The sequence below is a fragment of the Ruminococcus flavefaciens MA2007 genome, assembly GCF_000621845.1.
GTDB lineage: Bacteria > Bacillota > Clostridia > Oscillospirales > Ruminococcaceae > Ruminococcus > Ruminococcus flavefaciens_E.
This window is the reverse complement of sequence record NZ_JHXF01000001.1, coordinates 58,935-84,109: the sequence shown is the minus strand read 5'-3', so window position 1 is coordinate 84,109 and position 25,175 is coordinate 58,935. Positions and strand designations below refer to the sequence as shown.

General features: G+C 49.5%; 21 protein-coding genes and 1 other annotated feature. Of the genes, 7 read left to right on the top strand and 14 right to left on the bottom strand.

All coding sequences use genetic code 11. The features are described 5' to 3' along the window. Nucleotides 1-10: 10 nt before the first annotated feature. Nucleotides 11-2,332, bottom strand: coding sequence for a glycoside hydrolase family 95 protein (locus T497_RS0100490; protein ID WP_028513923.1), 2,322 nt, complete (start codon nucleotides 2,330-2,332; stop codon nucleotides 11-13). Between the two features lie 340 nt (nucleotides 2,333-2,672). Between T497_RS0100490 and T497_RS0100485 the strand changes: the two genes are divergently transcribed. Continuing rightward, nucleotides 2,673-4,172, top strand: a complete 1,500-nt coding sequence (locus T497_RS0100485) for a hypothetical protein (protein WP_028513922.1) — start codon at nucleotides 2,673-2,675, stop codon at nucleotides 4,170-4,172. Continuing rightward, nucleotides 4,165-5,547 (top strand): hypothetical protein, encoded by a 1,383-nt coding sequence (locus T497_RS0100480; protein ID WP_028513921.1) that lies wholly within the window; start codon nucleotides 4,165-4,167, stop codon nucleotides 5,545-5,547. The genes T497_RS0100485 and T497_RS0100480 overlap by 8 nt, the downstream gene beginning before the upstream one ends. A 270-nt stretch (nucleotides 5,548-5,817) precedes the next feature. Here the strand turns inward: T497_RS0100480 and T497_RS17190 are convergent, their stop codons facing one another. The 7 genes from T497_RS17190 to T497_RS0100445 form a co-directional block, all read right to left on the bottom strand. Continuing rightward, complete coding sequence (locus T497_RS17190; protein ID WP_051530394.1) at nucleotides 5,818-6,288, bottom strand: DUF2726 domain-containing protein; 471 nt, start codon at nucleotides 6,286-6,288, stop codon at nucleotides 5,818-5,820. A gap of 59 nt (nucleotides 6,289-6,347) precedes the next feature. Beyond that, nucleotides 6,348-7,268: a hypothetical protein gene (locus tag T497_RS0100470; RefSeq protein WP_028513920.1), complete on the bottom strand. Its 921-nt coding sequence runs from the start codon at nucleotides 7,266-7,268 to the stop codon at nucleotides 6,348-6,350. Between the two features lie 12 nt (nucleotides 7,269-7,280). After that, a complete protein-coding gene (locus T497_RS0100465; RefSeq protein WP_028513919.1) occupies nucleotides 7,281-7,763 on the bottom strand; it encodes a hypothetical protein in 483 nt (160 codons plus the stop codon). After that, entirely contained in the window at nucleotides 7,760-8,227 is a 468-nt protein-coding gene (locus tag T497_RS0100460) for a hypothetical protein (RefSeq protein ID WP_028513918.1), read from the bottom strand. Before T497_RS0100460 ends, T497_RS0100465 begins: the two co-directional genes overlap by 4 nt. Before the next feature lie 129 nt (nucleotides 8,228-8,356). Then, nucleotides 8,357-9,001, bottom strand: a complete 645-nt coding sequence (locus T497_RS0100455) for a CDP-alcohol phosphatidyltransferase family protein (protein WP_028513917.1) — start codon at nucleotides 8,999-9,001, stop codon at nucleotides 8,357-8,359. 148 nt (nucleotides 9,002-9,149) lie between these two features. Beyond that, nucleotides 9,150-11,387, bottom strand: coding sequence for a polyphosphate kinase 1 (gene ppk1 / locus T497_RS15340; protein ID WP_080693250.1), 2,238 nt, complete (start codon nucleotides 11,385-11,387; stop codon nucleotides 9,150-9,152). A gap of 44 nt (nucleotides 11,388-11,431) precedes the next feature. Then, nucleotides 11,432-12,352, bottom strand: a complete 921-nt coding sequence (locus T497_RS0100445) for a uridine kinase family protein (protein WP_028513916.1) — start codon at nucleotides 12,350-12,352, stop codon at nucleotides 11,432-11,434. Nucleotides 12,353-12,541: 189 nt separating this feature from the next. Here T497_RS0100445 and T497_RS0100440 point away from each other — a divergent pair, with 189 nt between their 5' ends. Together T497_RS0100440 and T497_RS0100430 are read left to right on the top strand one after the other, a co-directional pair. Continuing rightward, on the top strand, nucleotides 12,542-12,775 hold the full coding sequence (locus tag T497_RS0100440) for a GGDEF domain-containing protein (protein WP_028513915.1): 234 nt from the start codon (nucleotides 12,542-12,544) through the stop codon (nucleotides 12,773-12,775). A gap of 260 nt (nucleotides 12,776-13,035) precedes the next feature. After that, nucleotides 13,036-14,442, top strand: coding sequence for a glycine--tRNA ligase (locus tag T497_RS0100430; protein ID WP_028513913.1), 1,407 nt, complete (start codon nucleotides 13,036-13,038; stop codon nucleotides 14,440-14,442). Between the two features lie 283 nt (nucleotides 14,443-14,725). On the opposite strand, the gene T497_RS0100425 is transcribed toward T497_RS0100430, so the two are convergent. From T497_RS0100425 to T497_RS0100405, 5 genes are all read right to left on the bottom strand, one after another. After that, nucleotides 14,726-15,598 (bottom strand): alpha/beta hydrolase, encoded by an 873-nt coding sequence (locus T497_RS0100425; protein WP_028513912.1) that lies wholly within the window; start codon nucleotides 15,596-15,598, stop codon nucleotides 14,726-14,728. A gap of 1 nt (nucleotide 15,599) precedes the next feature. Next, a complete protein-coding gene (locus T497_RS0100420) occupies nucleotides 15,600-15,812 on the bottom strand; it encodes a DUF3006 domain-containing protein (RefSeq protein WP_028513911.1) in 213 nt (70 codons plus the stop codon). Beyond that, nucleotides 15,809-16,573: a ComEC/Rec2 family competence protein gene (locus T497_RS18705; protein WP_051530392.1), complete on the bottom strand. Its 765-nt coding sequence runs from the start codon at nucleotides 16,571-16,573 to the stop codon at nucleotides 15,809-15,811. Before T497_RS18705 ends, T497_RS0100420 begins: the two co-directional genes overlap by 4 nt. A gap of 101 nt (nucleotides 16,574-16,674) precedes the next feature. After that, on the bottom strand, nucleotides 16,675-18,657 hold the full coding sequence (locus tag T497_RS15330; protein WP_080693249.1) for a YgiQ family radical SAM protein: 1,983 nt from the start codon (nucleotides 18,655-18,657) through the stop codon (nucleotides 16,675-16,677). A 9-nt stretch (nucleotides 18,658-18,666) separates the two neighbouring features. Continuing rightward, nucleotides 18,667-19,395: a M48 family metallopeptidase gene (locus T497_RS0100405; RefSeq protein ID WP_028513910.1), complete on the bottom strand. Its 729-nt coding sequence runs from the start codon at nucleotides 19,393-19,395 to the stop codon at nucleotides 18,667-18,669. A gap of 385 nt (nucleotides 19,396-19,780) precedes the next feature. Next, nucleotides 19,781-20,024, top strand: a binding site (T-box leader). Nucleotides 20,025-20,139: 115 nt separating this feature from the next. Between T497_RS0100405 and T497_RS0100400 the strand changes: the two genes are divergently transcribed. After that, entirely contained in the window at nucleotides 20,140-22,482 is a 2,343-nt protein-coding gene (locus T497_RS0100400) for an AMP-binding protein (protein ID WP_155266830.1), read from the top strand. 160 nt (nucleotides 22,483-22,642) lie between these two features. Here T497_RS0100400 and T497_RS0100395 read toward each other — a convergent pair whose 3' ends face one another. Continuing rightward, the gene (locus T497_RS0100395) at nucleotides 22,643-23,107 is read right to left on the bottom strand and encodes an NUDIX hydrolase (protein WP_028513908.1); all 465 of its coding nucleotides are present in this window, start codon (nucleotides 23,105-23,107) and stop codon (nucleotides 22,643-22,645) included. 265 nt (nucleotides 23,108-23,372) lie between these two features. Between T497_RS0100395 and T497_RS0100385 the strand changes: the two genes are divergently transcribed. After that, complete coding sequence (locus tag T497_RS0100385) at nucleotides 23,373-24,374, top strand: ABC transporter ATP-binding protein (RefSeq protein ID WP_028513907.1); 1,002 nt, start codon at nucleotides 23,373-23,375, stop codon at nucleotides 24,372-24,374. Continuing rightward, nucleotides 24,371-25,174, top strand: a complete 804-nt coding sequence (locus tag T497_RS0100380; protein WP_028513906.1) for an ABC transporter permease — start codon at nucleotides 24,371-24,373, stop codon at nucleotides 25,172-25,174. Before T497_RS0100385 ends, T497_RS0100380 begins: the two co-directional genes overlap by 4 nt. Nucleotide 25,175: the final 1 nt, after the last annotated feature.

Genomic DNA, 25,175 nt, shown 5'->3' with positions numbered 1-25,175 from the left:
TCCTGTTTTATCAGGCTTTGATATTATATGTCTTACCCTCTTCGGCAGCGATGATGACAACGCCGTCCTCTATAACATAGTCAACTGCTTCTCCGCCGCAGGATACGCTTACAGCGGTGTTAGCTCTCAGGCGCAGCTCTCCGCCGAAGTCAGATGTGATATCGGCATAGCAGAGCCTGCTTTCAGCCCAGTATATGTCAACTGTGAAGCCGCCCTTTGCACGGAGTCCCTTGACGTGACCGTTAGTCCATTCCTCGGGAAGTGCAGGCAGCAGATTTATCTCGCCGCCGCAGCTCTGCATAAGAGCCTCTGCTATAGCGGCTGTAGCTCCGAAGTTGCCCTCTAACTGTAAAGGCGGCTTGGAGTCGGTGAGATTCGGGTTGCAGTAATGTGATATCATGCGTTTGAGGTTTTCCGAGACCATAGTGCCGTCGTAAAGTCTCGCCCACATATTGGTCACCCATGCGCAGCTGTAGCCCATGTGGCTGCCGCCGTTGATAAGTCGGCGTACAAGAGTAGCTCTTGCCGCGTCGGCAAACTTAGGCGTTTTATAGGGATTTATAAGGTCTGCTGGATACAGGGCGAAGAGCTGGGATATATGTCTGTGGCCTATATCGGTCTCGTCGTAGTCCTCCAGCCATTCCATTATCTGACCGTATCTGCCGATGCTCGGCATAGGCAGCTTTCTAAGCATATCCGCTAATTTTGCGGCAAATGCCTCGTCTTTTCCGAGGATATTTGCAGCCTTTATGGTGTCGGCAAAGAGCACGGTGAGTATCTGCGAATCCATTGCAGGGCTCATGCATATGCTTGCCGAAGTGCCGTTTTTGTCGATATAGGTGTTTTCGGGAGACACCGACGGACCTGTCAGCAGTCTGCCCTTTTCGTCGGCTGTGAGGTATTCCGTGAAGAACTCCGCCGCTTCCTTTAATATATGGTATTTCTCTTCAAGGAAGTCCCTGTCGAGAGTATATTCATAGTGCTCGAATATGTGGATAGCCAGCCAAGCGCCGCCCATAGGCCATATGCTTGATGTGGCAAGCTCGTCCTGAGGAGCTGTATCTCCCCATATATCCGTAGAATTATGGCATACAAAGCCCTTGTTTATGCCGTACATTTCCTTTGCGGTGACTCTGCCGTTGCCGCAGACGCGCTCCAGCAGGTCAAACAGCGGCATATGGCATTCCGAAAGGTTGCAGCTCTCAGCAAGCCAGTAGTTCATCTCGGTATTGAGATTGAGAGTATAGCGGCTGCCGTTTGGGGGAGCTGTCATTTCGTTCCACAGTCCCTGTAGATTTGCAGGCTGAGTGCCTGCACGGCTGCATGATATGAGGAGGTATCTTCCGAAGTTGAAATAAAGCTCGAAAAGCTTGTTATCGTTGATAAGGCGGCGGCAGTCCAGATTGTCCAGCTCGTTGCCTTTGAGACGGTCGATACGCTCGTTTGTATTGAGGAAGGCTATCTCCTCGTTGTCGCTGTTGTCGTTGAGAGAGAGCTCCACGCGGTCAAAAAGCTCCCTGTAGTCGTTTACGTGTCGGTAGTAGAGCTCGTCGAAGTCGCACTGCATAGCCATTTCCGCGTCAAGCTGAGCGGATTCCTCGAACATCTGGCTATAGAAGCTTGTGCGTACAGAGAGGACTATCAGTACCTCGTCTGCATTTTTCACGCAGAGCTTACTGCCTGACGTTCTGACCTCGCCGTTTTTAGCATTTGCGCCGAGACAGGCTGCATAGAGGATACCTCCGCGGCTGTTGGTGCCGCCGTTAAAGAGTATCATATTGCTGCCGCAGGGGCGGTTGTCGTCGAAGTTATCCTCGCGGCTGTCCATATAGCATGAAAGGGACACCGACTGAGGCTGTGAAGCCGAGATACGCACTACCATGACTTCATCGGGTGCTGATACGAAATATTCCTTGGTATAGACGATATCAGCCGCAGTAAATGAAGCGTCCGCAACGGCGCTGCCGATATCGAGGCTTCGTGAGTAGCTAAGAGCCTTACCGCCCAGCTCAAGGTCGATGTGGAGCTCGCCGAGGGGCATATAGCGCCTCATATTGGGAGTTACGCCCTGCATTTTACTGAGAGCGACCTCCTCAGCTTCGTGGGGCTTGCCCTCCATAAGGAGCGCTCTTGCCTCCATGAAGCCGTCCTTTGCCTCGGGATTTATCCTGTGGCGCAGACCGCCTGACCATATGGAGTCCTCGTTGAGGACTATAGACTCCTTAGCAGGAGTGCCATATATCATAGCTCCGATTCGTCCGTTACCTATAGGGAGAGCTTCGCTGAAGCTCTCAGCTGGGAAGTCGTATTTCATTAAAGTTTCAGTACTCATATTTCATCTCCTATAGACATTGTTAAACGTTTGCCAAAACACATTATAACACATCTTAAAAAAAATATCAAGTTTACGGAAAAAATAGCCATATATGGGCGCACATTGTGCGCCCGAGCCGTTAGCCTGTAGGGGCGGATATTATCCGCCCGAGTCATTAGCTCAGGAACGGGCGCTTGGAAAGCGCCCCTACAAAATCCTTCTTGACATATATACGAAAATACATTAATATAAAAACGTACCCAGTGATATATTTTTTTATTTTAACAACAAAAAACTTCGTCTTTTTTGCCTTCAGAAATCACTTATTATAGAATAACTATCCGAAAGGGGCAGTATTATGAAAAAATTCATCAGTATATTAGCAGCTCTTACACTTATGGCAGGCTGTTTTTCCTGCAGCGAGGAAAAGGACTCAAAGTCCGACAGCAAGCCTGTTGAGGCTGATACAACTATATCCGAAGCAGACGGCTCGGTGGACGAGCCCGTAGTTCAGCAGCAGGCGGAGTTCCGCGAATACCAAGCCGAGGACTTCAAGACTATCAACGTAAACCTCACCAAGACCGACAAGGAGCCGCCGTTCAAGCTCCACAGCCTTAATATCACAGATATTGACTTCGGCGAGCGTATCTCGCCATGCAAGCAGGGCGAGTACCGCGACATCTATAAGCCCGATTTCAGCGACATCGACGATTCTGATATAGATGATGAATACAGGGAATATATGGAGAGTGTCAGGACGGAATGGGAGAATATCTGTAAGGTGCCCGCAAAGGGCGCTATTCAATTCTGGCGTCAGTGCGGAAACGACATATACGCCGCTGTAGGCTATGACACCTACTGCTCAGGGGGAGACCATGAGGTATCCATCTTCCGCGTTGACGGTCTCACAGGCAAAGCCACGGAGATATACCGTCATTCCGATCCCGAGGAAAGCTTTGCCATTGATACTATCGCTGTGCCAAACGGCAAGGTGTACATTGCCGTAAGGGATAAGGGACTCATGTACCTTGACGGCGACAAGCTGGTACCAATGCATTATCTTGAAGGCTATTCCCATTCTCTTATGGGGGATTCCTCGGATAAATTAGTTTTTATGAGTACGAAAGAAGATTTAAAGGAAGTTCCTGTTGATTATGAGGCAAAAGAGGGCGAAGTATTCCGTCGATATTCCGAAAATGAAGCATATCTTATTAATGGGGAAGAAGTGGTTATAAGCGAATATTTCCCCGATAAGGACGAATGGAAAGAGATATCAAGAAGAACATACACGCCTGAGGAGATAGACTCGGGGATAGAGTATGAAAACTTACCGCGTGTATACGGCAAGCTTGCTGCCCATACGGAAAAGCCCGAGGGCAAGCGCAAATTAGACGTTGTTACCGACGAATACCGCGTAGGTACGGGTATCACGGGCTTGGATATCCTCTATGCAGACCACGACAGGCTGGTGGTCAAGCTCAGTAACAAGAATATCGTCCACATCTTTGATATGGCAAAAATGGAGCATTATGTGTTGGATTGTTCGGGCTTAGCGCCTATGTGCCAGTATTTCGAGGGCGGACTCTTCGTCTATGCCAGCAATACCGATAGTAATCTTTACTATATTATGCCCGAAATGGGACTGACATTCACGCTTATCAAGTTTCCCCAAAGACTGGACGATGACTACGGAAACTATGTCAATGCGTACAGAGGCGACGGAAGCTTCGGTTTTCAGCAGCAGATCGCTGTAAGCAAAGAAGAGAAACGAGATCCCGAGACCAATAACATAATCTATACGAATTATGATTACGAGGAAAATATATACTGGGTGAACGGAGATGAAATGAATGGATAAAAGGAAGCTGAGAGCATTTGCGGCGGTTCTTGTAATTGCCGCAGTATCGGCAAATGTGGGCTGCGAGGACAAGAAAAAGCCCCAGCCCGTCCCCAAAGAGAGCGAGACAGGGGGCGACTACCGCGAGGAGAACAGCGAAGCTCCCGAGGTGACGGAAAAGCCCGTGTTCAGGGAGTTTGCCGAGTCCGATTTCAAGGACATCACCCTTTCCGTGAACATGGTGGACAAGGAGCCTCCTGTTGAGGTAAGCTCCGTTGATATCAGCGGCTTTGACTTCGGGGAGAAAGTCCCTGTCTGCAACAAGGAGGAGTTCGCCGAGGACTACTACAACAACAAAGAGCAGCACAACGGTCAACCTGTATTCAGGTGGCAGAATTTCATAAATAAGCCAATAAAGGGCGTCCCCTATAAATGCTGTATATGGAACGGAAAATGCTATATCTACGTCTTGCATGATAATTTCAACATATACGACTGGGAGCTCTACAGCTATGATATGGCAGGGGGCAAGCCCGAGGAGATATACAGCTGGTCAGCGGAAACTCCCGATGAATACTGCGAAAGCATGAGCTATTTCTGCGACGGAGCTATGTTCTATACATATTTCCGCAAAGAGGAAAACGATAACCTGAAGCAGGTCAAGCGGTTCGACCTTGAAACAGGCAAGGAGACCGTGATTTACGAGGACAGGGGCATAGATGTGGGCATATGGCTCAACGAGGATTATTCGGGGAATATATTGCTTCAGGAGTATCATAACGTCAGCCATGAGGATACTGTAATATATATTTACGACAGCGAAAAGGGCGAGTTCGTGAAAGAGAACGGTACAGAAGCTCCAGAGGGAAAAATAGTGGCAAGTGACCGTTTCAATGGAGTATATTCCTATCTCGTAAAGCCCGAGGGCAAGCGCAAATATGAATTGGTCAACGACTATTACCGTATCGGTACGGCTCTTACTACAGGACGTATCGTCTATGCCGACGAGAAGATAGCCCTGCTGTACAATAACGTGAAGCTCCACATCTACAACCTTGAAAAAATGGAGCACTGCGTTATGGACATATCGGATATGGGCAATGATATGGCTGTGTATAACGGTATGCTGTTCATCGGCAACAGGGGCAATGAGTTCAGAATGCCTGTTTACTGCATGATACCCGAGCTCGGCATAACCTATCCCATAGTTGAGGACGGTACATACAGCGATATAAGCCCAGCTCCCGACGGCGTGACATTTTACGAAACAAGTCAGGACGTGCAGGAGATAAACGGCTATGAGATAACCGACGATAACGGAGTCGGTTTCTTTGCAGGCAGCTATCAACATTCATACCACAGGATAGACAAGGTCTATACGGTAAAGATGAAATAAAAAAAGGTGCGGATTAGGCTGCTCCCCTTTCCGCACCTTTTTTAGTCGTTAGCCTTTAGCTGTAGGGGCGCACAATGTGCGCCCGCGCAAAACATCGAAAAAACGAATTGTAGGGGGCGATGCCTAACAGGCACCCGTACCCTCTGTCCTGCGGACATCTCCCTGTACTACAGGGAGTCACCCACATCGCTCCGTGATCTATGATTGATTTTATCGGGCTGATGTAGGCATCAGCCCCTACAATCTTAGTTCTTAGCGCTTAGTTCTAAATTACCGAAGGTATTCCTCGATAACGTCCAGCTCACCGTATGTGCGGAGCAGGGTATATCCCGTATTTGCCAGCACCGCATTTACGAAGTCATCGCGCTCCACGCGGTCGGGACGTGCGTGGGAGCTGTCGTCCAGCTCGATAAGCGCAACTATGGAGGTGTCCTCGTCGGCAAGTGCAAAGTCGATATGCTTAGCCTTTATCTTGTTGAAGCACTCCATCCAGAATGGGTTCTCGGCTTTTGGCTTTGGTTCGATAAGGTCGGCAAGCCGCACCTTTGTGAAGATATTCAGCCCGTACTCGTCGGCGAGGGGCTTCAGCTTCTTATAAAACTCGTACTCACGGTCTGTGAGTACGGTCTTTGCGTTATATAATTTGGTGATATCGGGCTTGCGGAGCCTCCTGTAAAGCCATATGCAAAAGGCTATTATAAGCCCGATAATGAGAAGTGCAGTAAGTTCGTTTACGTTCATTCTGTAATTAAAGGGAATATGTCTGAAATTCGGCGCATATCAGAGCCGAAAATGCTTTATCATGTGGTCGGCTCTTCCTCGGGATTGAGGATAATGTCCTCCTCGGGGATATCCTCGGGAGTTACATTGAAGTCATATTCCGAGAATTTGTCGACTTTCTTGAGCTTTATTTTAAGTCCGTTTTCATTGTCAAGGCAGAGCTTTCCGTCGTTGAGCTTCATGGTGAAGCCCTCGTAATCACGCCACATATAGAGCTGGTCTTTTTTGTCGGGCTCCCATTCATAGGACGAATTCTCGCCGATTATGGACATTGCCGCATTATTGTCCTCGAAAACCTCGAGCCTGAATGCCGCATTTATCGGGTATTCGCCCAGCTTATCGGTATAGACGGTACCGTCTGAGTTCACTTCCTCGGCTTCCCATCTGCCCATGAAGCCGCTGAAATCCGCCTTGTCAAGTCCGGGCTCTGTAGGACGCTCTATTTCGGTGAATTTACTTGTTTTCATGAGATAGATGATAGTTCCGTCGTCGTAATCGCCGTATCTCATGAGCATCTGTCCCTGTTTTATGGTGCAGTCGTAAAAATCCGTGGGGCTTGCCAGATGAAGCACGTCCTCGCCGTCGATATTGGTGATATTCCATGAGAAATTAAAGGTATTCTCCTTGCCGTGGGGGTTGAGAGCAACTATCATAGTTGCGGTCTTGTCCTCGTTCACCTCTAATTTTGCAACTGCGCTGAGGGGATAGCCTGCGTACTCGGTCTCGTATTCAACGTCCATTACCAGAGCCTTGTAGGACTCCCATTTGCCGATGAACGGCTTTCCCTCGTTGTCTACGGGCTCGTTATTTGTATCGGGCTGTACCGTTACTATTTCTGCGGAGCTGTCATCAGCTGAGGTTTTGGGCTTTTTGTCGGAACAGCCGCAGAAGGTACCTGTAAGCAGGAAGGCTGATAAGCAAAAACAAATTATCTTTTTCATAATATCTCCTTTTTACTGTGTGATGCCGAAGTTCTGTATCGCGCTTGCGGCGCTGTTTATCAGGTAAGGATCTATCTCACTGAATTCGTCCACCTTGACGAGGTGCACCTGAGTGCTGTCCATATCAATGACAAGAGCTTCGTCAACGTATGCAAGCTCCATAGTCTGAGTTTCCTCTTTGCCGTTTAGGTCGGTGACTCTTATTTCTATCCTGTTATCGTCGATGCCTTTCCATATCATGTCCTTGTCCTCATTGGCATTCTGGATAATGGCATTGTTTACCGCGGAGCTCCATGTCACCTTTCCGCTGTCTGTCAGCTCAAAGCGGAAAAGCGCACCTACAGGGAGCATGATCTCCTCATACTTCTTGCCGTCAATGGTCATGTAGTCCGCCTCCCATTTGCCGTAATACTTGGGATCGCGCTTTGCACCGCAGCCTGCAAGGCAGCAGAGAAGAGCTATGGCTGAAAGAGTAAAAGCTATTATCTTTCTCATGTTTCAGCTCCTTTACCGGAGAATTTATTCACCTTTGCAAGGTAAATATCGAGAGTTCCCTCGTCGGTCTGCTTCTTTGTAACAAGGTCGCAGCCCATAAAGTCGTAATATTCGGTGAACTCGCCCATTTCCTCGTAAAGTATCCTTACGCCGCCGTCGGAGGTGACCTCCCAGCTTACCTGCTGTTTATTGCCGTCGGCATTCCACCAGACGCCGCTGCCGTCGGCAGCAAGGTCATAGCAGTTATAGGTCATATCGGTCTTGTCGCGCTCTCTGCCGCTGAGGTATTCTCTTGCGGTCTCCCATTTGCCAATGGTATTGGCTTTGACGTCTTTCAGCGGGACATTGTTCACGGTCTCAACGGAAACCTTTATCCCGTCCTTGGGAGCAGGTCGGCTGCCGCAGGAAGCTCCGCAGACGGTCAGCACCGCCGCAGCGCATATGCAGAAAAACTGCTTTTTCATATATGCTGTCCTTTCTTACAGCAGGTCATCTGCTGTTGACTTGATTATATGTATTATACATTAAATTTTAACTGTTGTAAAGTCCTTTTTTGCGAAAAAGGCTGCCGCAGTGCGCGGCAGCCTGTGTTTTTACCTTGTTTTTGTCTTGTAGAGCATCCATATGAGCTCGATAACGCCTACTCCGATGAAGCACAGCATGGTCTTCATGCTTGGCTTTTTCACCTTGAAGCGTGTTATGAAAGCCAGCGCGATGAGCAGCAGAGCTCCGCCGTATATCTCGGGGAACCAGTCGCCGCCGATATCCTTATGGAAGCTGTAAAGCAGCGGTATTATCAGCGCAACGCTGGTAACGGGCAGACCTTCATAGACCTTGCGGTTCTCGGAGGTCTTTTTCTGACGCTCCTCCTCGGCTACATTGAAGTACGCAAGTCTTATGACGGCGCACAGCGGAAAGAGCACGAGGATAGGCAGGTCGCACCAGTCCTTCATGCCTACGGAGTAGCCTATGACCGCAGGAAGAACTCCGAAGCAGATAGCGTCGCAAAGGGAATCTATCTGTATTCCGAATTTCTTTTCGCTTTCGGTACGGTCTTTTTTTGTACGGGCGACCTTACCGTCGAACATATCACACAGTCCCGACACCATAAGGCATATTATGGCGTATTCGGGGTGAGGTCTCGTGCCGCCGTAGCCGACTGCGAAGAGCATACCGATAACGGAGGAGACGAGGCTCATATATGTAAGAATAACCGTATAGTTATAGTATCCAATCATTTATCAAAACCTCAGACAGCTTAATCATGTCCGCTAATTCAAGGACAAAGATTATTATAACACAAAAAACCTATCTTTTCAAGTATTTTCTTTCAAATGCTGCAAGTAAAATATGGATTTTTTGTGAATTTTACGCAAAATGCGGTCATTACGCCTTTTTCGGTCTGCCGCGCTTCTTAGGAGCCGTTTCAGCCTTTTCGGGAGCAGGCTTTGCCGTCTTTTTTCTTCCCGAGGTCTTTGCCGCTGTGGTTTTTGCCGCTGTTCTCTTTGCAGGAGCCTTCTTAGCCGCAGCTTTCTTTTCAGCGCCCTTTTCGCGGTTCTTACGGAGCTGTTCCTGACGGGTGCTCTTGTTTTCAAGGGCTTTGTATGCCTCTTCATAGAAGTATTCCTGCGAATTGAAGGGTATATCGGAGTTTCTGCGCTCGCGGATATAAGTGCCGTCGCTGAGCATTATCCTTGCCTTGGTGTTGTCGCGCATGATAACGCTGAACATCTCGCGGATACGCTTTTTCAGGCGCTCGTCCTCAACAGGAGCCGCTACCTCGACTCTGCGAATGGTATTCCTGCTCATATAGTCGGCTGAGCCGATGTAAATTTTCTGGTCGGGACCGTTCTCGCCGAATATGAATATACGACTGTGCTCAAGGAAACGTCCCACTACGCTGCGGACGGTGATATTCTCGGTATAGTCCTGAACTCCTGCGATAAGGCAGCAAAGTCCGCGGACTATGAGCTCCACCTTGACGCCTGCCTGCGAAGCCTCGACCAGCTTTGCGATAATGGCGGAGTCGTTGAGGGAGTTTATCTTTGCGGCGATATAGCCATTTCCGCCGCTTTTGGCAATAGCTATCTGTTCGTCCATCATAGCCAGCACCTGTGGTCTGAGAGCAAGGGGCGACACAAGGAGCTTGTTGGTCTTTTCAACGAATGTACCGTTTTGCAGAGCCTCGAATACTGCCTCAGCGTCGGCAGCGATATCCCTGTCGGAGGTCAGCAGCATCAAGTCGGTGTAGAGTGCGGCTGTCTTTTCGTTATAGTTGCCCGTGCCTATCTGTGTCACGTAGTCGAAGCTTCCGCCCTGTGCCTTGCGTGTGATGAGCAGGAGCTTTGAGTGAGCCTTGTACTCCTTGGGACCGTAAATGACATTTACGCCTGCCTCCTGCAAATGCTTTGACCATTCTATGTTGTTTTCCTCGTCAAATCGGGCGCGGAGCTCTATCATAACGAGTACGTCCTTGCCGTTTTCAGCGGCGGTGCACAGTGCGTCTATGACCTTGCTGTTTCGTGCAAGACGGTAGAGAGTTATCTTTATTGAGGTCACCTTGGGATCGTTTGCGGACTCCTGCAAGAGCCTGATAAACGACTGATTTATGGACTCAAAGGGGTAGCTCAGCAGTATATCCCTTGACTTGACCTGCGAGAACACAGGGCGCGTATCCGAGAGAGCCGCAGGCTTCCGCGGAGTGCGGAGGGTATAGTGGAGCTTGGGATTATCGTCGTATTCCTGCAATGTGAACAGGTACGACAGGTCAAGAGGTATCCTCGATGTGAATACACGGGCGTTCTTTATTTTCAGCTTCTTGCAGAGGTAATCCAGTGCGTCGCGGCTGAAAACTCCCGTCATTTCAAGGCGCATAGGCTGGAGCTTCTGGCGCTTATCGACCAGCTCCTCCATGCGTCTGCGGAACTCGGGACCTGTTCCCGAAGCCGTAATAGCGGCGCTTCGGGTAACTCTTATGAGGGTGCGGTCTATGACCTTGTAATTCTTGAACATCTGGTGGGCAAAGTGCAGGATAACTTCCTCTGCGAGGATAAAGCGCTTGCCGTTCTCTTCCAGCGGGATTATGCGCTCGGAGCGGTTTATGGTGGCAGGTATCAGACCTATGGATATGCCCTTTTTCGAGCCAAGCTGTACTACTGCGTATATCTCCTTGTTCTGGAGGAATGGGAAAGGCAGGGCGTCATTTATGACTATGCCCGAGATAAAGGGCTTCAGCTCGCGCTTGAAGTACAGCTCAAGCTGTGCAAGCTCTTCCTTTGTCATTTTGTCAAAGGAAACGTGCTCATAGCCGAATTCTGCCAGCTCGCTCATGGTAGTGAGGAAAGCACCCTCAACGGAGGGCTGTAGTCTGCGGACTGCCGTGAAAATAGCGTCAAGCTGCTGGTCGGGAGTCATACCCGAGAATTTGTCGGGCTTAGTATTTTTTTTCTTAGCTTTTTCTGTTATAGAGCCTACACGGACCATGAAAAATTCGTCCAGATTGCTCTGATATATTGCGGAAAATGAAAGTCTTTCAAGAAGGGGCGTATCGGGATCGACGGCTTCTTCGAGGACTCTTTTATTGAATTTTATCCAAGAAAGCTCTCGGTTTTCGAGATATTCCATATTATTCTGTCTCCTATTCTATATGGGACTATCCGTCCCGATCATCAGTATTTGAATTGTCCGTTGCCTATAAATTCGCATATGAGCGAATCGGGAGTTATATCCGCCTTGTCAAGCGGAGTGAGCTGCTCCAGCACGGCTATGCACTCCCTTACCTCGGGAACGTCGGAAAGCTCCCCCAGCTGTCCGAGGAGGTCGTTGCGGTATGCCGAAAGCTCGTAGGACATGAATGTATCCACGTCGTAGTCCGAGCGGTACTTGTAGGGCATTATGTACTTGTTCTCGCCTGCTTCAACGCTGTGGAACATATTCATGGTCTCTCGGAGAGAGCGCTTGCGGAAGTTCCTGTCGCGTATCATGCGGCGCATAAGTCTTACCCTTGAGGGGTGAAGAAGTATGTTCTCGCCCGATATTCTGGTGCGGACGCTGACGTATATCTTGCTTATCATGCTGTCGGGAACGGTGATAACAGCAGGATTCAGGGCGTGTATGCCCTCGAAAATAACTATTTCGCCCTTATTTCTCTTGAATTTTCTGCCCGAGCCTGTACGGGTAGAGGTCTTGAAGTCGTATTTCGGCAGCTCTATCTCGCGGCAGGCGCTTATAGCCTCTATCTGCTGATTGAGGAGCTGACTGTCCACGCGGAGAGGCGACTCCAGATCCATTTTGCCCTCTGCCGCCAGAGCCTTTTCGGCTTCTGTCAGCGGACAGAACCAGTTGTCCATGGAAAGGGTGTGAGTTTCGTGCCCCATGTCGTCAAGGAGCTTTTCTATCATCATCGCCGTAGTGGTCTTGCCCGAGCCCGAAGGTCCCGAGAGGAGTATTACAGGCTTTTCGGTATGGTTTTCGGCGATATCGTTGGCTATCTGTGTGAGCTTGTAGAGGTAGTCCTCGTTGACTGCCCTTACATAGTCTTTCGGATCTTTTTCTATTCCCTGATTTATTCTTGCTATCTCAATATTCATTAATGTTCTCCTGTATGTTTATTTTTTCAGCGGAGCTTCTGCTTGCGCCGCCGTGAAAATCAGTAATGATGTAACATCAGTTATACTGATATTATATCACATTTTTTGGCGCATTTCAACCCGTCAATTTGGTATTTTTAACGTTGCATTCAACAGAGTGTTGAATTTTGAGCATAAAAAAGCTCCTCTATGACTGAGGAGCTTGCTTCTACAGATACGCTGACATCGGTATTCAATCACGGACGTATCGAGACCGAGCTGCGAAATGCCATAGAGCTCCTCGATAAGGATAATTCCCCTGTGGGACTGCTTATCCTCGATATCGACCACTTTAAAACCGTCAACGACCGCTATGGTCATGCCGCCGACCATGCTATGTATACCGCTAAATCCGAGGGCAGGAACAGAGTATGCTTTGAATAACGGAAATAAAAGCAGCGAAGTAAACTTCGCTGCTTTTTTCCTCAATTTTAGGGTAGTATACGCTTTTATTTGGCTTTCCCCGCCGCAGGCGGGGAAAGCCAAGCTTTTCAGGTCGTTTCGGTTTAAATCAACGTTATTTCCTGTGCAGTTTCGCTTAAACGCCGTTAACGTGCCTGCTCATTACAAAATACTTGACTTTTTTTTACGTTTGAGTTACAATATAATGTGACTATTAAAAAATAAAAGCGAGGTTGCTTATTATGCTTAAAAACAATGAAAAAGTAATGGACAAGATAGTTGACCTTTGTAAGTCAAAGGGCTTCGTATATCCGGGCTCCGAGATCTACGGCGGTCTTGCTAATACATGGGACTACGGTCCGCTGGGCGTTGAGCTCAAAAACAACATCAAGAAGGCATGGCTCAAAAAGTTCGTTCAGGAGAACAAGTACAACGTAGGTCTTGACTCCGCTATCCTCATGAACCCACAGACATGGGTCGCTTCGGGACACATCGGCGGCTTCTCAGATCCTCTCATGGACTGTAAGGAGTGCAAGACTCGTCACCGTGCAGACAACCTCATCGAGGACTTCGACGGCACAAACGTTGCAGGCTGGTCCAACGAGCAGATGATGAACTACATCAAGGAAAAAGGCATCTGCTGCCCTAACTGCGGCAAACAGAATTTCACTGATATCCGTCAGTTCAACCTTATGTTCAAGACATTCCAGGGCGTTACAGAGGACAGCAAGTCCGAGCTTTATCTCCGTCCCGAGACTGCACAGGGTATCTTCGTAAACTTCGCAAATATCCAGAGAACCACACGTAAAAAGGTTCCTTTCGGCGTTGCTCAGGTAGGTAAGTCCTTCCGTAACGAGATAACTCCCGGTAACTTCATCTTCCGTGTACGTGAATTCGAGCAGATGGAGCTTGAGTTCTTCTGCAAGCCGGGCACTGACCTTGAGTGGTTCGACTACTGGAGAAGCTACTGCAAGAACTTCCTGCTTTCACTCGGTCTCAAGGAGGAGAATATCCGTCTCCGCGACCATGACAAGGAGGAGCTCTGCTTCTATTCAAAGGCTACAACAGACTTCGAGTACCTCTTCCCATTCGGCTGGGGCGAGCTCTGGGGCGTTGCTGACAGAACAGACTACGACCTCACACAGCACATCAATACCAGCGGCAAGTCACTTGAATACTTCGATCCCGAGACAAACGAGAAGTATATCCCATACGTTATCGAGCCTTCTCTCGGCGTAGAGAGACTCTTCCTCTCAGTTGTTACAGAGGCTTACGACGAGGAGGAAATGGTATCAACAGACAAGGACGGCAAGGAGAAGAGAGAGACAAGAACAGTTATGCACTTCCACCCTGCACTTGCTCCTTTCAAGTGTGCTGTACTTCCGCTCGTCAAGAAACTCACACCTAAGGCTGAGGAAGTATACGATATGCTCTCCAAGAAGTTCATGGTAGACTTCGACGAGGCAGGTACTATCGGTAAGAGATACCGCCGTCAGGACGAGATAGGTACTCCGTTCTGCATCACATACGACTTCGATACACTGGAAAAGGACAACTGTGTAACAGTCCGTGACCGTGACACAATGCAGCAGGAGAGAGTTGCTATCGACGACCTCGTTGCATACCTCGAAGCTAAAATGGTATTCTAAGAATGAAATATAGGGGCTGCCTTTAGGCTGCTCCCCTTAACGGAAAAAGTGGGCTACCGAGCCGTAAACTTACGGCTCATATTTAGTAACCTGCGAATCCGCCAGAGGGGGCTCCACTTGGCAGCCCCTTTTGTTGTTTAACGTATTATTAAACATGGGCGCACATTAGTCAGCTTCCCTTAGCAGAAAAAGTGGGTTACCGAGCCTGAAAGTATGGGCTCGGTAATTTTATGCCACGTTCCGCCAGAGGGGGCTCCCCTTGTGCGCCCTTGCATTTTAGTTCTTAGCTCTTAATCAATTCCCTGAAGAAATCGCATTCGTCATCATTAGCCTGCTTTGCAAATTCAGACTTCACATCGCAGTGGAATACGTGTCCCAGAGGGTGTTCCTCGTCACCGTAAAGCTTGTACCTGTACTTCACGCCTAATTTATCAAGACTCTCCATGAGCGCCTTTGGCTCCTCGCGGAGGAAGTCCTCGTTGGAGGTCATTATATAGCAGGGCGGAAAATCCTTGTTCACAAGGTCGACAACGCTGAACTTATCAAGGATAGCAGGATAGTCCTTCTTCTCGAGGAAGTCCTTCATGGACTTGATGATACCTGCGTCATTGGTCTGATAGATACCGCAGTTGAGCGCCAGTCCCTTGAACTTCAAGCCCTCTGGAGTTGTGAATGGGTATATCTTTGCGTACTCCTTATCTGTGCAAATGCAGGCATAAAGGGCGATACCCATTGCTCCTGCGGAGTCTCCCACAGCAAAGAGTTTATCAAGGTCAAAGCCGTACTGCTCGGCGTTCTTCATCACCCATTCAAAGACCATGTTGGTGTCCTCAAAGGGCGCAGGGAAGCGGTATTCGGGAGCAAGTCTGTAGGAGTAGTTCACCACTGCGAAGCCGTGCTTTGCAAGCTCCATGCAGTAAAACTGGTAGACCTTTTTATCGCCGTATACCCAGCCGCCGCCGTGAAAGCTGACGATAACGGGGATTTTTCCGCTGAGAGCCTTGGGACGGTACACATCCAGCACCTGCCAGTTCTCGTCAGAGCCGTATTTTATATCGTCAAAGCGCTCTATCTCAGGGGGAGTTGTCAGTCCCTCGTCGCGCTTGGCGTCGCTTTCTTCGCACATTTTTCTGAATATCTTACTGCGTATGGACATATCAATTCTCCTTTTGTAGTTTTTTCAGCTTTTCCCGAAGCTCCCTGCGGCGTTTCTCCGCCGCTTTTTTGTTTACGGTATAAGCGCCGTTTTTCAGCTCCACCACGTCACCCTCACGGGCTTCTTCGGGGAGCATATCACGGAGAACGTTCTTCATGCCGCTGTCCGTTTCAAGGACTGCGTATTCTCCCTCAAATCTGTCGATAATGGTCATTTTTTCTCCCTTTCGCAGGTTATCTTCATATCCGCGCCGTTGGATTCCGCGGTTATAGTGCCGTTTACGTCTGTTCGGCAGACCATATCCGCGTATTTTTTCAGCCTTTTCACGGTGCTGTCAGCAGGGTGTCCGTAGGGATTCTCGTTTCCGCAGGAAATGACCGCTGTCTGCGGACGGATAATGTCTAAAAGCTCCGCCGTTGAGGAATGGGAACTGCCGTGGTGTCCTGCCTTATAGAGCGCGACCTTGCCGAGCCTGCCGCCGCTTATCATAGCCGCTTCGGACTCCGCCTCAGCGTCGCCTGTGAACAGGCATTTGTTATTGCCGTGAATGAGCATGAATGCTATGGAGTAGTTGTTCAAGTCCTCATAGAAGCCGCCGTCGGGAGCTATTATCTCCGCTCTTGCACTGCCGATCTCAAGCACCTGTCCCACCTTTGCTTCTTCAACGGGGACTTTCTTCGCAGCACAGCTGTCCAGAAAGCGCTCATAGAAAACCGCAGTCGGTATCTGCTCGTCGGGGATATGGGGCACAAGGACTTCGCCGACGTCGAAAACGTCGATGATACGGTACATACCGCCCATATGGTCGGAGTGCGGGTGAGTTGCGATGATGTAGTCGAGACGTCCCACGCCCAGCTCACGAAGATAGTCCACGACGCGCTCCGAGACCTCGTTTTCGCCGCAGTCCACCAGCATAGTCACGCCGTTTGCGGCGATAAATGTGCAGTCGCCCTGCCCCACGTCGATGAAGTGCATGACCAGCTTGTCCTCATTGGGAAATGTGTGGGGCGGCTTTCGGAAATACCGCCAGCCAATAAATACCAGTACAGCCGCCGTTATCAGCAGCCATAGCAGGTTCAGTGCTTTCTTTTTCCGTTCTGCCCGTTCTTTTTTCCGTTTTTCTGCCAGCTCGCGGAGGTATTGTTTCTGCTGCGTGCTGAGTTTGTATTTCTCTCCTGCTGCCTTGACGAAGCTTTCCGTGTCTTTGAAGTATTTTGCCACGACTTGTTGTCACCGCCTTTTCGGGGAGTACCGCCCTGTCCGCGGCTGTCGTCCGCCACAAGGCATTTCGGCGACGTACCGATGAGGTCGCGGCGTCCTGCGGCTCTGAGAGCTTCAAGGACTATCTCCTTGTTCTGTGGGCGGAAGTATTGCAGCAGAGCTCGCTGCATAGCCTTTTCCTTGGGAGTTTTCGGCACGTAGACCTTTTCCATTGTGTAGGGATCAAGCTCCGTGTAGAACATTGCCGTGGAAATAGTGCCCGGCGTCGGATAGAAGTCCTGCACCTGCTCGGGACGTATCTTGTTCTCTTTCAGGAAGAGGGCAAGGTCTATGGCTTCGTTGAGGGTGCTTCCGGGGTGTGAGGACATGAGGTAGGGCACAAGATACTGCTCCTTGCCCATGCTCTTGGTTATCTCGTAGAAGCGCTTCTGGAAACGCTTGTAGGCTTCGATGTGGGGCTTACCCATTTTGTCGAGAACTACCGCGGAGCAGTGCTCGGGAGCGACTTTCAGCTGACCGCTGACATGGTGCATTATGAGCTCCTTCATGAACTCGTCGTCCTTGTCCTCGATGAGGTAGTCGTAGCGTATGCCCGAGCGGATAAACACTCGCTTGACGCCCTTTACCCTGCGTATCTTCCGCAGCATATCAAGGTACTCCGTGTGGTCTACCTTCAGTGCAGGACAGGGCTTGGGAGCAAGGCATTTCTTGCCCATGCACAGTCCCTTTGAGAGCTGCTTGTCGCAGGAGGGGCGGCGGAAGTCCGCCGTAGGACCGCCTACGTCGTGGATATAGCCCTTGAAATCGGGCATTTTCGTTATGCGTTCAGCTTCGGCAAGCACCGACTCCACACTGCGGACGGTGATACGTCTGCCCTGATGAAGTGCGATAGAGCAGAAATTGCAGTAGCCGAAGCAGCCGCGGTTATGAGTGATAGAAAAGCGCACCTCCTCGATGCCGGGGACTCCGCCGAGAGCCTCGTAGGAGGGGTGGATAGCCCTTGTGTAGGGCAGGGAGTAGATGTGGTCGAGCTCCTCGGTGGTAAGGCTGTAGGCAGGTGGCAGCTGCACCAGCATCATTTTGCCGTGGCGCTGGATTATGGTCTTTCCATAGACCTCGTCCTGCCAGTCGTACTGTATCTTTACCGCCTTTGCGTACTCGGGCTTGCTGTCCCGAACCTGCTCGAAGGAGGGGCACTGCGCCGCGCCGAGTGGCGTGTTCACGGGCTCTGTGAGATAGCAGGTGCCGCGTATATCGTGCATATCCTGTATGCGTTCACCTGCCGCAAGACGGGTGCACATCTCCTGTATCTGGTGCTCGCCCATGCCGTACATCAGCAGGTCGGCGCCGCTGTCAACGAGAACAGAGGGGCGCACTGCGTCGTCCCAGTAGTCGTAATGTGCAAAGCGGCGGAGCGAAGCCTCCAGACCGCCTATAGCTATGGGGATATCCCCGAAGTATTCGCGGAGCTTCTGGCAGTAGACTATAACTGCGCGGTCAGGGCGCTTGCCTGCCACGCCTCCTGCGGTGTATGCGTCGTCGGAGCGCTTTCTCTTAGCCGCAGTGTAGTGAGCTACCATGGAGTCGATATTTCCTGCGGTCACAAGAAAGGCGTACTTAGGCGCACCGAAGCGGCGGAAGTCCCTGTCGCTGTGCCAGTCGGGCTGTGATATGATACCCACAGTGAAGCCCATGCTCTCGATAAGACGGGTAACGATAGCCGCTCCGAAGCTGGGGTGGTCTACGTATGCGTCGCCTGTAATATATATGTAGTCGAACTGCTCTATTCCCAGCTCGTCCATTTCTTTTTTAGTAGTAGGCAGAAAGCCCTCGTACATGGTATCACCTCACAGTATAACTGTTTTTTCAAGCTCAGCCTTGGCTGAACGCCATTGGGGAAACTCCGCTCCCAGCAGGGCGTAGAAGTCCTTTGAGTGGTCGGGGTGTATAAAATGGCAGAACTCATGTGTGACTACGTGCTCTATGCAGTGCCGCGGAGCTTCGATGAGCCGCCTGTTCAGCGTTATCATGCCCCTTGTGTAGTGACAGCTCCCCCAGCGGGAGGTCATGGAGCGTATCTTTATCTGGGGCATTGCAACGCCGTATTTCACAAATTTCTTGTGTGTTTCAAGGACTATTTCAAAGAATACCTCTTTGCACTGCTTGTCGTACCAGCCGTCCGCAAGCTTCTTTACGCGCTGAGTATTGCCCGTGTCCCTGATGTGGATTTGGAGCTCCTCTCCGCAAAGCTCCGCATACTCGCGGCTGTCGGGTATAAGCGATAATTTAAGCTTGCCGCCGAGGTACATGAGTTCCTCGCCGTCGGTATAGCTGGGGGGAGCTTTTTTCACGTCGCGCTCTGCGAAGTACACAGCCGCCCTGCGGATATGCTCGCTCCTGCTGATGATAAAAGCCTCTATTTCACGGACGGGAACGCGCTTCGGCGCAGAAACGTACACCGAGCCGTCGTGCTTTACCCGAAGATTTATATTTTTCACTTTTTTGCGTTCAAGGGTGTAATCCATTGCTCCCAGCGGAGTCATCACACGCCTTGTTTCAGTAGATAATGTTTTCATTTTATTCTCCTATGAAACAATTATATCGCAGTAACGCCATTGTGTCAACCGTTTATATCCGCCTGTCAGGGGACGCCTTCTCTTGCAAGGCGTCCCCTCTCGAAAAACAATTCACTGGATTGTTTTTCGATTCACCCCTTGCGAGGCGCCTTCGGTTCTTGGGCTCTGCCCAAACCTGCCAGAGGCTCTGCCTCTGGACTCCGCCTAAGGAACACGTCCCTTAGGAATCCCGCTCATATTCTCAGCAAGTAAATTCGGGACGGATATTTCTACTTACTACTCACTATTTTCTAATAACTAATCACTAAGCACTAAGGACTGAAAAATTGCAGTGCAATTTTTCAAAAACCCCTTGACAAATGCATTTTTGTGTGATATAATCCAAACATAAGCTATGAGGAAGACAAGCAAAGTATCGCCAATGTCTACAGAGAGCCGACGGTTGGTGCGAGTCGGTGATAAGCAGTGCTGTGTATCCCTTCTGAGCCGAAGTGCTGAAAGCTTCAGTAAGCGCTTCCGTGATTCTGCGTTAATGAATAGGACTTGCTGGAGTCTGAAGTGGTGTTACGCAATAGCGGCACAATTTGAGTGGTACCGCGGGTATTCAGTTAATGATGCTCGTCTCAAAGAACTTCTTTGAGACGAGTTTTTTGTTTTTTGCGGTACTTACATCGGAATATTTCTAAATGCCCGTTTCATTTTCCAGTATTGATTATTTTTAAAGGAGAGCTTATTATGAACGAGATGACGAAATTACAGAATGCAGAAGTAAGGATCAAAGAGGTAGCAGAGCGTATCTCGCACCTGCGTGAAGACCTCGGCATTTCCGTTGAGGAAATGGCTGCTAAGACCGATTATTCCGTTGAGGAATACAAGAAGCTGGAATCAGGCGAGCAGGACTTCAGCTTTACTTTCATCTATAAATGCGCAAATACCTTCAATGTCGAGATAACAGACCTCATGGAGGGCACAAGCCCTGAGCTCAGCGGCTATACTGTTACAAGAAAGGGCGAGGGCGTTCCTATCGTCCGCAGAAAGGGCTTTGCCTACAACCGTCTCGCTTCCAAGTTCAAGAACAAGACCGTAGAGCCTTTCCATGTTGTTATCCCGTTTTCCGAGGAAGCTCTCTCTCAGCCTCTCCACATGGCAAGCCATGCAGGTCAGGAAATGGATATCGTTATCAAGGGCACACTGCGCATGACAGTCGGCTCTCATACCGAGATTCTCCATGAGGGAGACTGTATCTACTACGACAGCTCAATGCCCCACGACGAGGTAGCTCTCGGCGGCGAGGACTGCGAGATATACGCATTCGTTATGCCTCCGCGCGGTACAACGGGCATGGCTGAATACAAGGAGCACATCGCCGAGCACCACCTCACAAACGTTGACAAGGCTGGTCTCCTCCACCCTGTAGCCGAGAAGTTCGTACAGTGCGAGACCAACGAGGAGGGCATACTCAGCGCAGTTCACTTTGAAAATCAGGATAAATTCAACTTTGCATATGATATCGTTGACGCAATGGCTGAAAAATGTCCCGACAAGACAGCTATGATATACGTTGACGTAAACAAGAACGAGCGCCGCTTCACATTCAAGGACATCAAGAAGTATTCCTGCCAGACCGCAAATTACTTCAAGTCCCTCGGTATCAAAAAGGGCGACCGCGTAATGCTGGTCCTCAAGCGTCACTATCAGTTCTGGTTCTCTATCATCGCTCTCCACCGTATCGGAGCTCTTGTTATCCCTGCTTCAAATATGCTCAAGGAGCACGATTTCGAGTACCGCTTCAATTCCGCAAACGTATCTGCTATCGTTTGCTCTGCTGACGGAAGCATCACAGAGGAAGTAGACAAGGCTTGCGCAGTTACAAATACAATAAAAACAAAGATAATCGTAAACGGTCAGCGCGAGGGCTGGCACGATTTCAATGCGGAGCTCTCTGCATACAGCACTCATTTCGAGCGCACTGACGAGACTCCCTGCGGAACCGATCCTATGCTCATCTTCTTCAGCTCGGGTACATCGGGCAATCCTAAGCTTGTACTCCACAGCTATCAGTACCCCCTCGGTCACTATGTAACAGCCCGTTACTGGCAGAACGCCGATCCTAACGGACTTCACTTCACTATATCCGATACAGGCTGGGGCAAGGCTCTCTGGGGCAAGCTCTACGGTCAGTGGATGTGCGAAGCCGCTGTATTCGTGTACGACTTTGACCGTTTCCACGCAGACAGCATACTTCCTATGTTCAAGAAGTACAATATCACATCATTCTGTGCGCCTCCGACCATGTACCGTTTCTTCATCAAGGAGGACATCTCCAAGTACGACCTTTCATCACTGAAATACGCTTGTATCGCAGGTGAAGCCCTCAACCCCGAGGTGTTCCACCAGTTCTACAAGGCAACAGGAATCAAGCTCATGGAGGGCTTCGGACAGACCGAAACTACCCTTTCTATCGCAAACGTTGTGGGCATGGAGCCTAAGCCGGGAAGTATGGGCAAGCCCAATCCTCAGTACGATGTACAGGTTCTTCTCCCCGACGGTACTCCTGCCGCAGTGGGCGACACAGGCGAGATATGCATAAAGCTCAAGGACAGCAGTGCCAAGGGCTACGGCGTTCCCGGACTTGCACTCTGCTACTACGGCGACGAGGAAAACACCGCCGAGACATGGCGCGACGGCTACTATCACACAGGCGATACTGCTTGGGTCGACGAGGACGGCTATTTCTGGTACGTCGGACGTGTTGACGACGTTATCAAGTCCTCGGGCTACCGTATCGGACCATTCGAGATAGAGAGCGTTCTCATGGAGCTCCCATATGTGCTTGAATGTGCGGTAACAGGTGTTCCTGACGAGATAAGAGGTCAGGTAGTAAAGGCTACTATCGTTCTCACAAAGGATAAGACAGGCTCAGAGGAGCTGGTAAGAGAGATAAAGGACTACGTAAAGGAGCGTACTGCGCCTTACAAGTACCCGAGAGTAGTCGAGTTCGTAGAGGAGCTGCCAAAGACCGTAGGCAGCGGCAAGATACGCCGTGCAGCTATCCGCGAAATGGATAAGGCTAAATATCAGAAGTAATATCAAATCAAAAAAGCCGTAAAGAAGCGAAAACTTCTTTACGGCTTTTTAAATAATAAAGAATAGAGACTAAATAAGAAATAAGAATCATGGTGTCCGCTTTGCGGACATATTGAAAATAATATCGCCGAAAGGCGATACTACTATTATTCTTTCTTCTTTATCTTGCCTTTATGTACTCTCTTACCTTTTCAAATATCCTCGCCTTTATTTTCAGAGGCGGTGTGTTCTCGGGGAGCTTGTCTACTGGGAAAAATCTCTGTTCATAGGCTTCTTCCTCCTGCACCTTCATCTCTCCCGTGAAATCGCGGCAAATGTATAATATCCCTGCCAGATAGACCTTATCCTCGTTTGGATATTCGTAGTAGGAGTCCTCCCCCGACATATCCATAAGAAATTCCAGTTTTCCGCAGGCAAGTCCCGTTTCCTCAAGGACTTCACGGCGGGCGCATTCCTCGAAGCTCTCGCCCAGCTCCATAGAGCCTGCGGGATAGTCCCAGTAACCGTTGTCGGTACGTCTGCCGAGAAGTATCTCGTTTTTGTCGTTGAGAAGTATGACTCCTGCTCCTGCCATGATAATTGGTCTGCTGCCGAGTGTTCTGCGAAGTTCTAAAATGTAACCCATTGCTGTAGCTCCTTTGTGTGATCATCTTATTATATCAAAGTTTGCAGGGGAAGTCAATAAAAGCGCCGCAGCCGAAACGGATACTTTTTTGTTCAAGACCATAGACTCCGTAAGCTCGTTGCCGAGTGTATGACTTTCCATAGTTCTCCACATTATGTGTATAATAAATAGCAAAACAACAAAAGTAATATTTTAATCTTGACTTGTTTTTTTTAATATGATATACTGGAAAAATACTTTTTTAAACAAGAAAGAGAGGGATATTATGTCAGCTATAATCGAAATCAAAAACGTAAGCAAGGAATTCAAGGTGCTCAATCGCCGCGAAGGACTAAAGGGCAGTCTCAAGGACCTGTTTTCAAGAGACTACAAGACCGTCAAAGCCGTGGACAACATTTCCATGACTATTGAGCAGGGCGAGATCGTGGGTTATCTCGGACCTAACGGTGCAGGAAAGTCAACTACTATCAAGATGATGACAGGCGTTCTCGAACCCACATCGGGCGAGATACTTGTGGGCGGTAATGTCCCTTATCAGAACCGAACCAAAAACGCTCAGGAAATAGGCGTCGTATTCGGTCAGCGCTCCCAGCTCTGGTGGGCTCTGCCGCTGGTGGAGTCATTCAAGCTCCTGAAGGACATCTATCAGATACCCGACGAGAAATACGAGAGCATATTGAAGCTTTACCGCTCACTTGTGGATATAGAGCCTCTGCTCCACAAGCCTGTCCGTCAGATGTCTCTGGGACAGCGTACTCTCAGCGATATACTTGCGGCTTTTCTCCACGATCCTAAGATAGTTTTCCTTGACGAGCCGACTATCGGTCTCGACGTTTCAATGAAAGCAAAGATACGTACTCTTATCCATGCGCTGAACAAGGAAAAGAATACAACCGTTATCCTGACAACTCACGATATGGGCGACGTTGACGCGCTTTGCAGGAGAATAGTCATCATCGACAAGGGCAAAATGCTCTATGACAACGATATCGAGCACCTCAAGGGCTTCTTCGGTTCATACCGTACATTGAAGCTCCGCATAGACGGCGATATGCAGGAGCAGGCAAAGCACATACAGAAGGAGCTCCCCGAGTTTTCCGTATCTGCCGACGACGAGTGGATATCAGTCCTCGTTGACGAGGAAAAGGCAAAGGTAATAGACGTTCTCGGAAAGCTCCAGCACTCCTACAATATAAGGGATATGCAGCTGGAAGAGATATCCACAGAGGAGGTCATCAAGAAGATATACGAGGAGGGAGTACAATGAAGCTGAAAAAGTACCTCGCCCTCACCCGTGCAGGCATTATGGAGACCTTGCAGTTCCGACTGTCATTCGTGGTAATGGTCATCGGAAATCTGCTGTATCTCATAGTAGTGTATTTCCTCTGGGACGCAATATATGAATCCGCAGGAACAGACGTGGTAAACGGCATGACCTTTACGGATACGCTCATATACCTTGTTCTGGCGACTGCGCTCTTCAACTTCATGGAGATGTACGCCGTATGGGAAATAGGACGAAATATCCAGTCGGGAAAGATAGTTCTTGACCTTTTAAAGCCTATGGAATACCGAAAGTATCTGTTCTGGTCATATTCAGGCTCGTTCGTGACTCAGTTCTTCCTCACGTTCCTGCCCACATTCATAGCCGTGGCGTTAGTTACTCACGGAGCTATACCAATGGGGATAAATCTGCTGTATTTCGTGCTTTCCGTTGTCATGGCAGTATCTATCAACTACAGTATCGACTTCATAGTAGGTACCATATGTCTCTACACCGAGTCAATATGGGGCATAAACATCATGAAGCAGGTGATAGTGCTTCTGCTTTCGGGAGCTACGATACCCCTTGCTTTCTTCCCCGACACACTCAGGACCGTAGTGAACTATCTGCCATTCCAGTCAATATACAATGCACCGCTAACTCTCCTGCTGGACGGTGCTCCAACCGCAGAAACAGTGCTCACCACTCTGGGAACTCAGCTTATATGGTGCATTGCAATGATGATAGTAAGCAAGCTTTTCTGGAAGGTATCACTGAGACAGATAACTGTGAACGGAGGCTGAT

Coding starts and splice junctions, on each gene's coding strand:
- T497_RS0100490 (WP_028513923.1), bottom strand. CDS start 2,332: ATGAGTACTGAAACTTTAATGAAATACGACTTCCCAGCTGAGAGCTTC.
- T497_RS0100485 (WP_028513922.1), top strand. CDS start 2,673: ATGAAAAAATTCATCAGTATATTAGCAGCTCTTACACTTATGGCAGGC.
- T497_RS0100480 (WP_028513921.1), top strand. CDS start 4,165: ATGGATAAAAGGAAGCTGAGAGCATTTGCGGCGGTTCTTGTAATTGCC.
- T497_RS17190 (WP_051530394.1), bottom strand. CDS start 6,288: ATGAACGTAAACGAACTTACTGCACTTCTCATTATCGGGCTTATAATA.
- T497_RS0100470 (WP_028513920.1), bottom strand. CDS start 7,268: ATGAAAAAGATAATTTGTTTTTGCTTATCAGCCTTCCTGCTTACAGGT.
- T497_RS0100465 (WP_028513919.1), bottom strand. CDS start 7,763: ATGAGAAAGATAATAGCTTTTACTCTTTCAGCCATAGCTCTTCTCTGC.
- T497_RS0100460 (WP_028513918.1), bottom strand. CDS start 8,227: ATGAAAAAGCAGTTTTTCTGCATATGCGCTGCGGCGGTGCTGACCGTC.
- T497_RS0100455 (WP_028513917.1), bottom strand. CDS start 9,001: ATGATTGGATACTATAACTATACGGTTATTCTTACATATATGAGCCTC.
- ppk1 (WP_080693250.1), bottom strand. CDS start 11,387: ATGGAATATCTCGAAAACCGAGAGCTTTCTTGGATAAAATTCAATAAA.
- T497_RS0100445 (WP_028513916.1), bottom strand. CDS start 12,352: ATGAATATTGAGATAGCAAGAATAAATCAGGGAATAGAAAAAGATCCG.
- T497_RS0100440 (WP_028513915.1), top strand. CDS start 12,542: ATGACTGAGGAGCTTGCTTCTACAGATACGCTGACATCGGTATTCAAT.
- T497_RS0100430 (WP_028513913.1), top strand. CDS start 13,036: ATGCTTAAAAACAATGAAAAAGTAATGGACAAGATAGTTGACCTTTGT.
- T497_RS0100425 (WP_028513912.1), bottom strand. CDS start 15,598: ATGTCCATACGCAGTAAGATATTCAGAAAAATGTGCGAAGAAAGCGAC.
- T497_RS0100420 (WP_028513911.1), bottom strand. CDS start 15,812: ATGACCATTATCGACAGATTTGAGGGAGAATACGCAGTCCTTGAAACG.
- T497_RS18705 (WP_051530392.1), bottom strand. CDS start 16,573: ATGCACTTCATCGACGTGGGGCAGGGCGACTGCACATTTATCGCCGCA.
- T497_RS15330 (WP_080693249.1), bottom strand. CDS start 18,657: ATGTACGAGGGCTTTCTGCCTACTACTAAAAAAGAAATGGACGAGCTG.
- T497_RS0100405 (WP_028513910.1), bottom strand. CDS start 19,395: ATGAAAACATTATCTACTGAAACAAGGCGTGTGATGACTCCGCTGGGA.
- T497_RS0100400 (WP_155266830.1), top strand. CDS start 20,140: ATGACGAAATTACAGAATGCAGAAGTAAGGATCAAAGAGGTAGCAGAG.
- T497_RS0100395 (WP_028513908.1), bottom strand. CDS start 23,107: ATGGGTTACATTTTAGAACTTCGCAGAACACTCGGCAGCAGACCAATT.
- T497_RS0100385 (WP_028513907.1), top strand. CDS start 23,373: ATGTCAGCTATAATCGAAATCAAAAACGTAAGCAAGGAATTCAAGGTG.
- T497_RS0100380 (WP_028513906.1), top strand. CDS start 24,371: ATGAAGCTGAAAAAGTACCTCGCCCTCACCCGTGCAGGCATTATGGAG.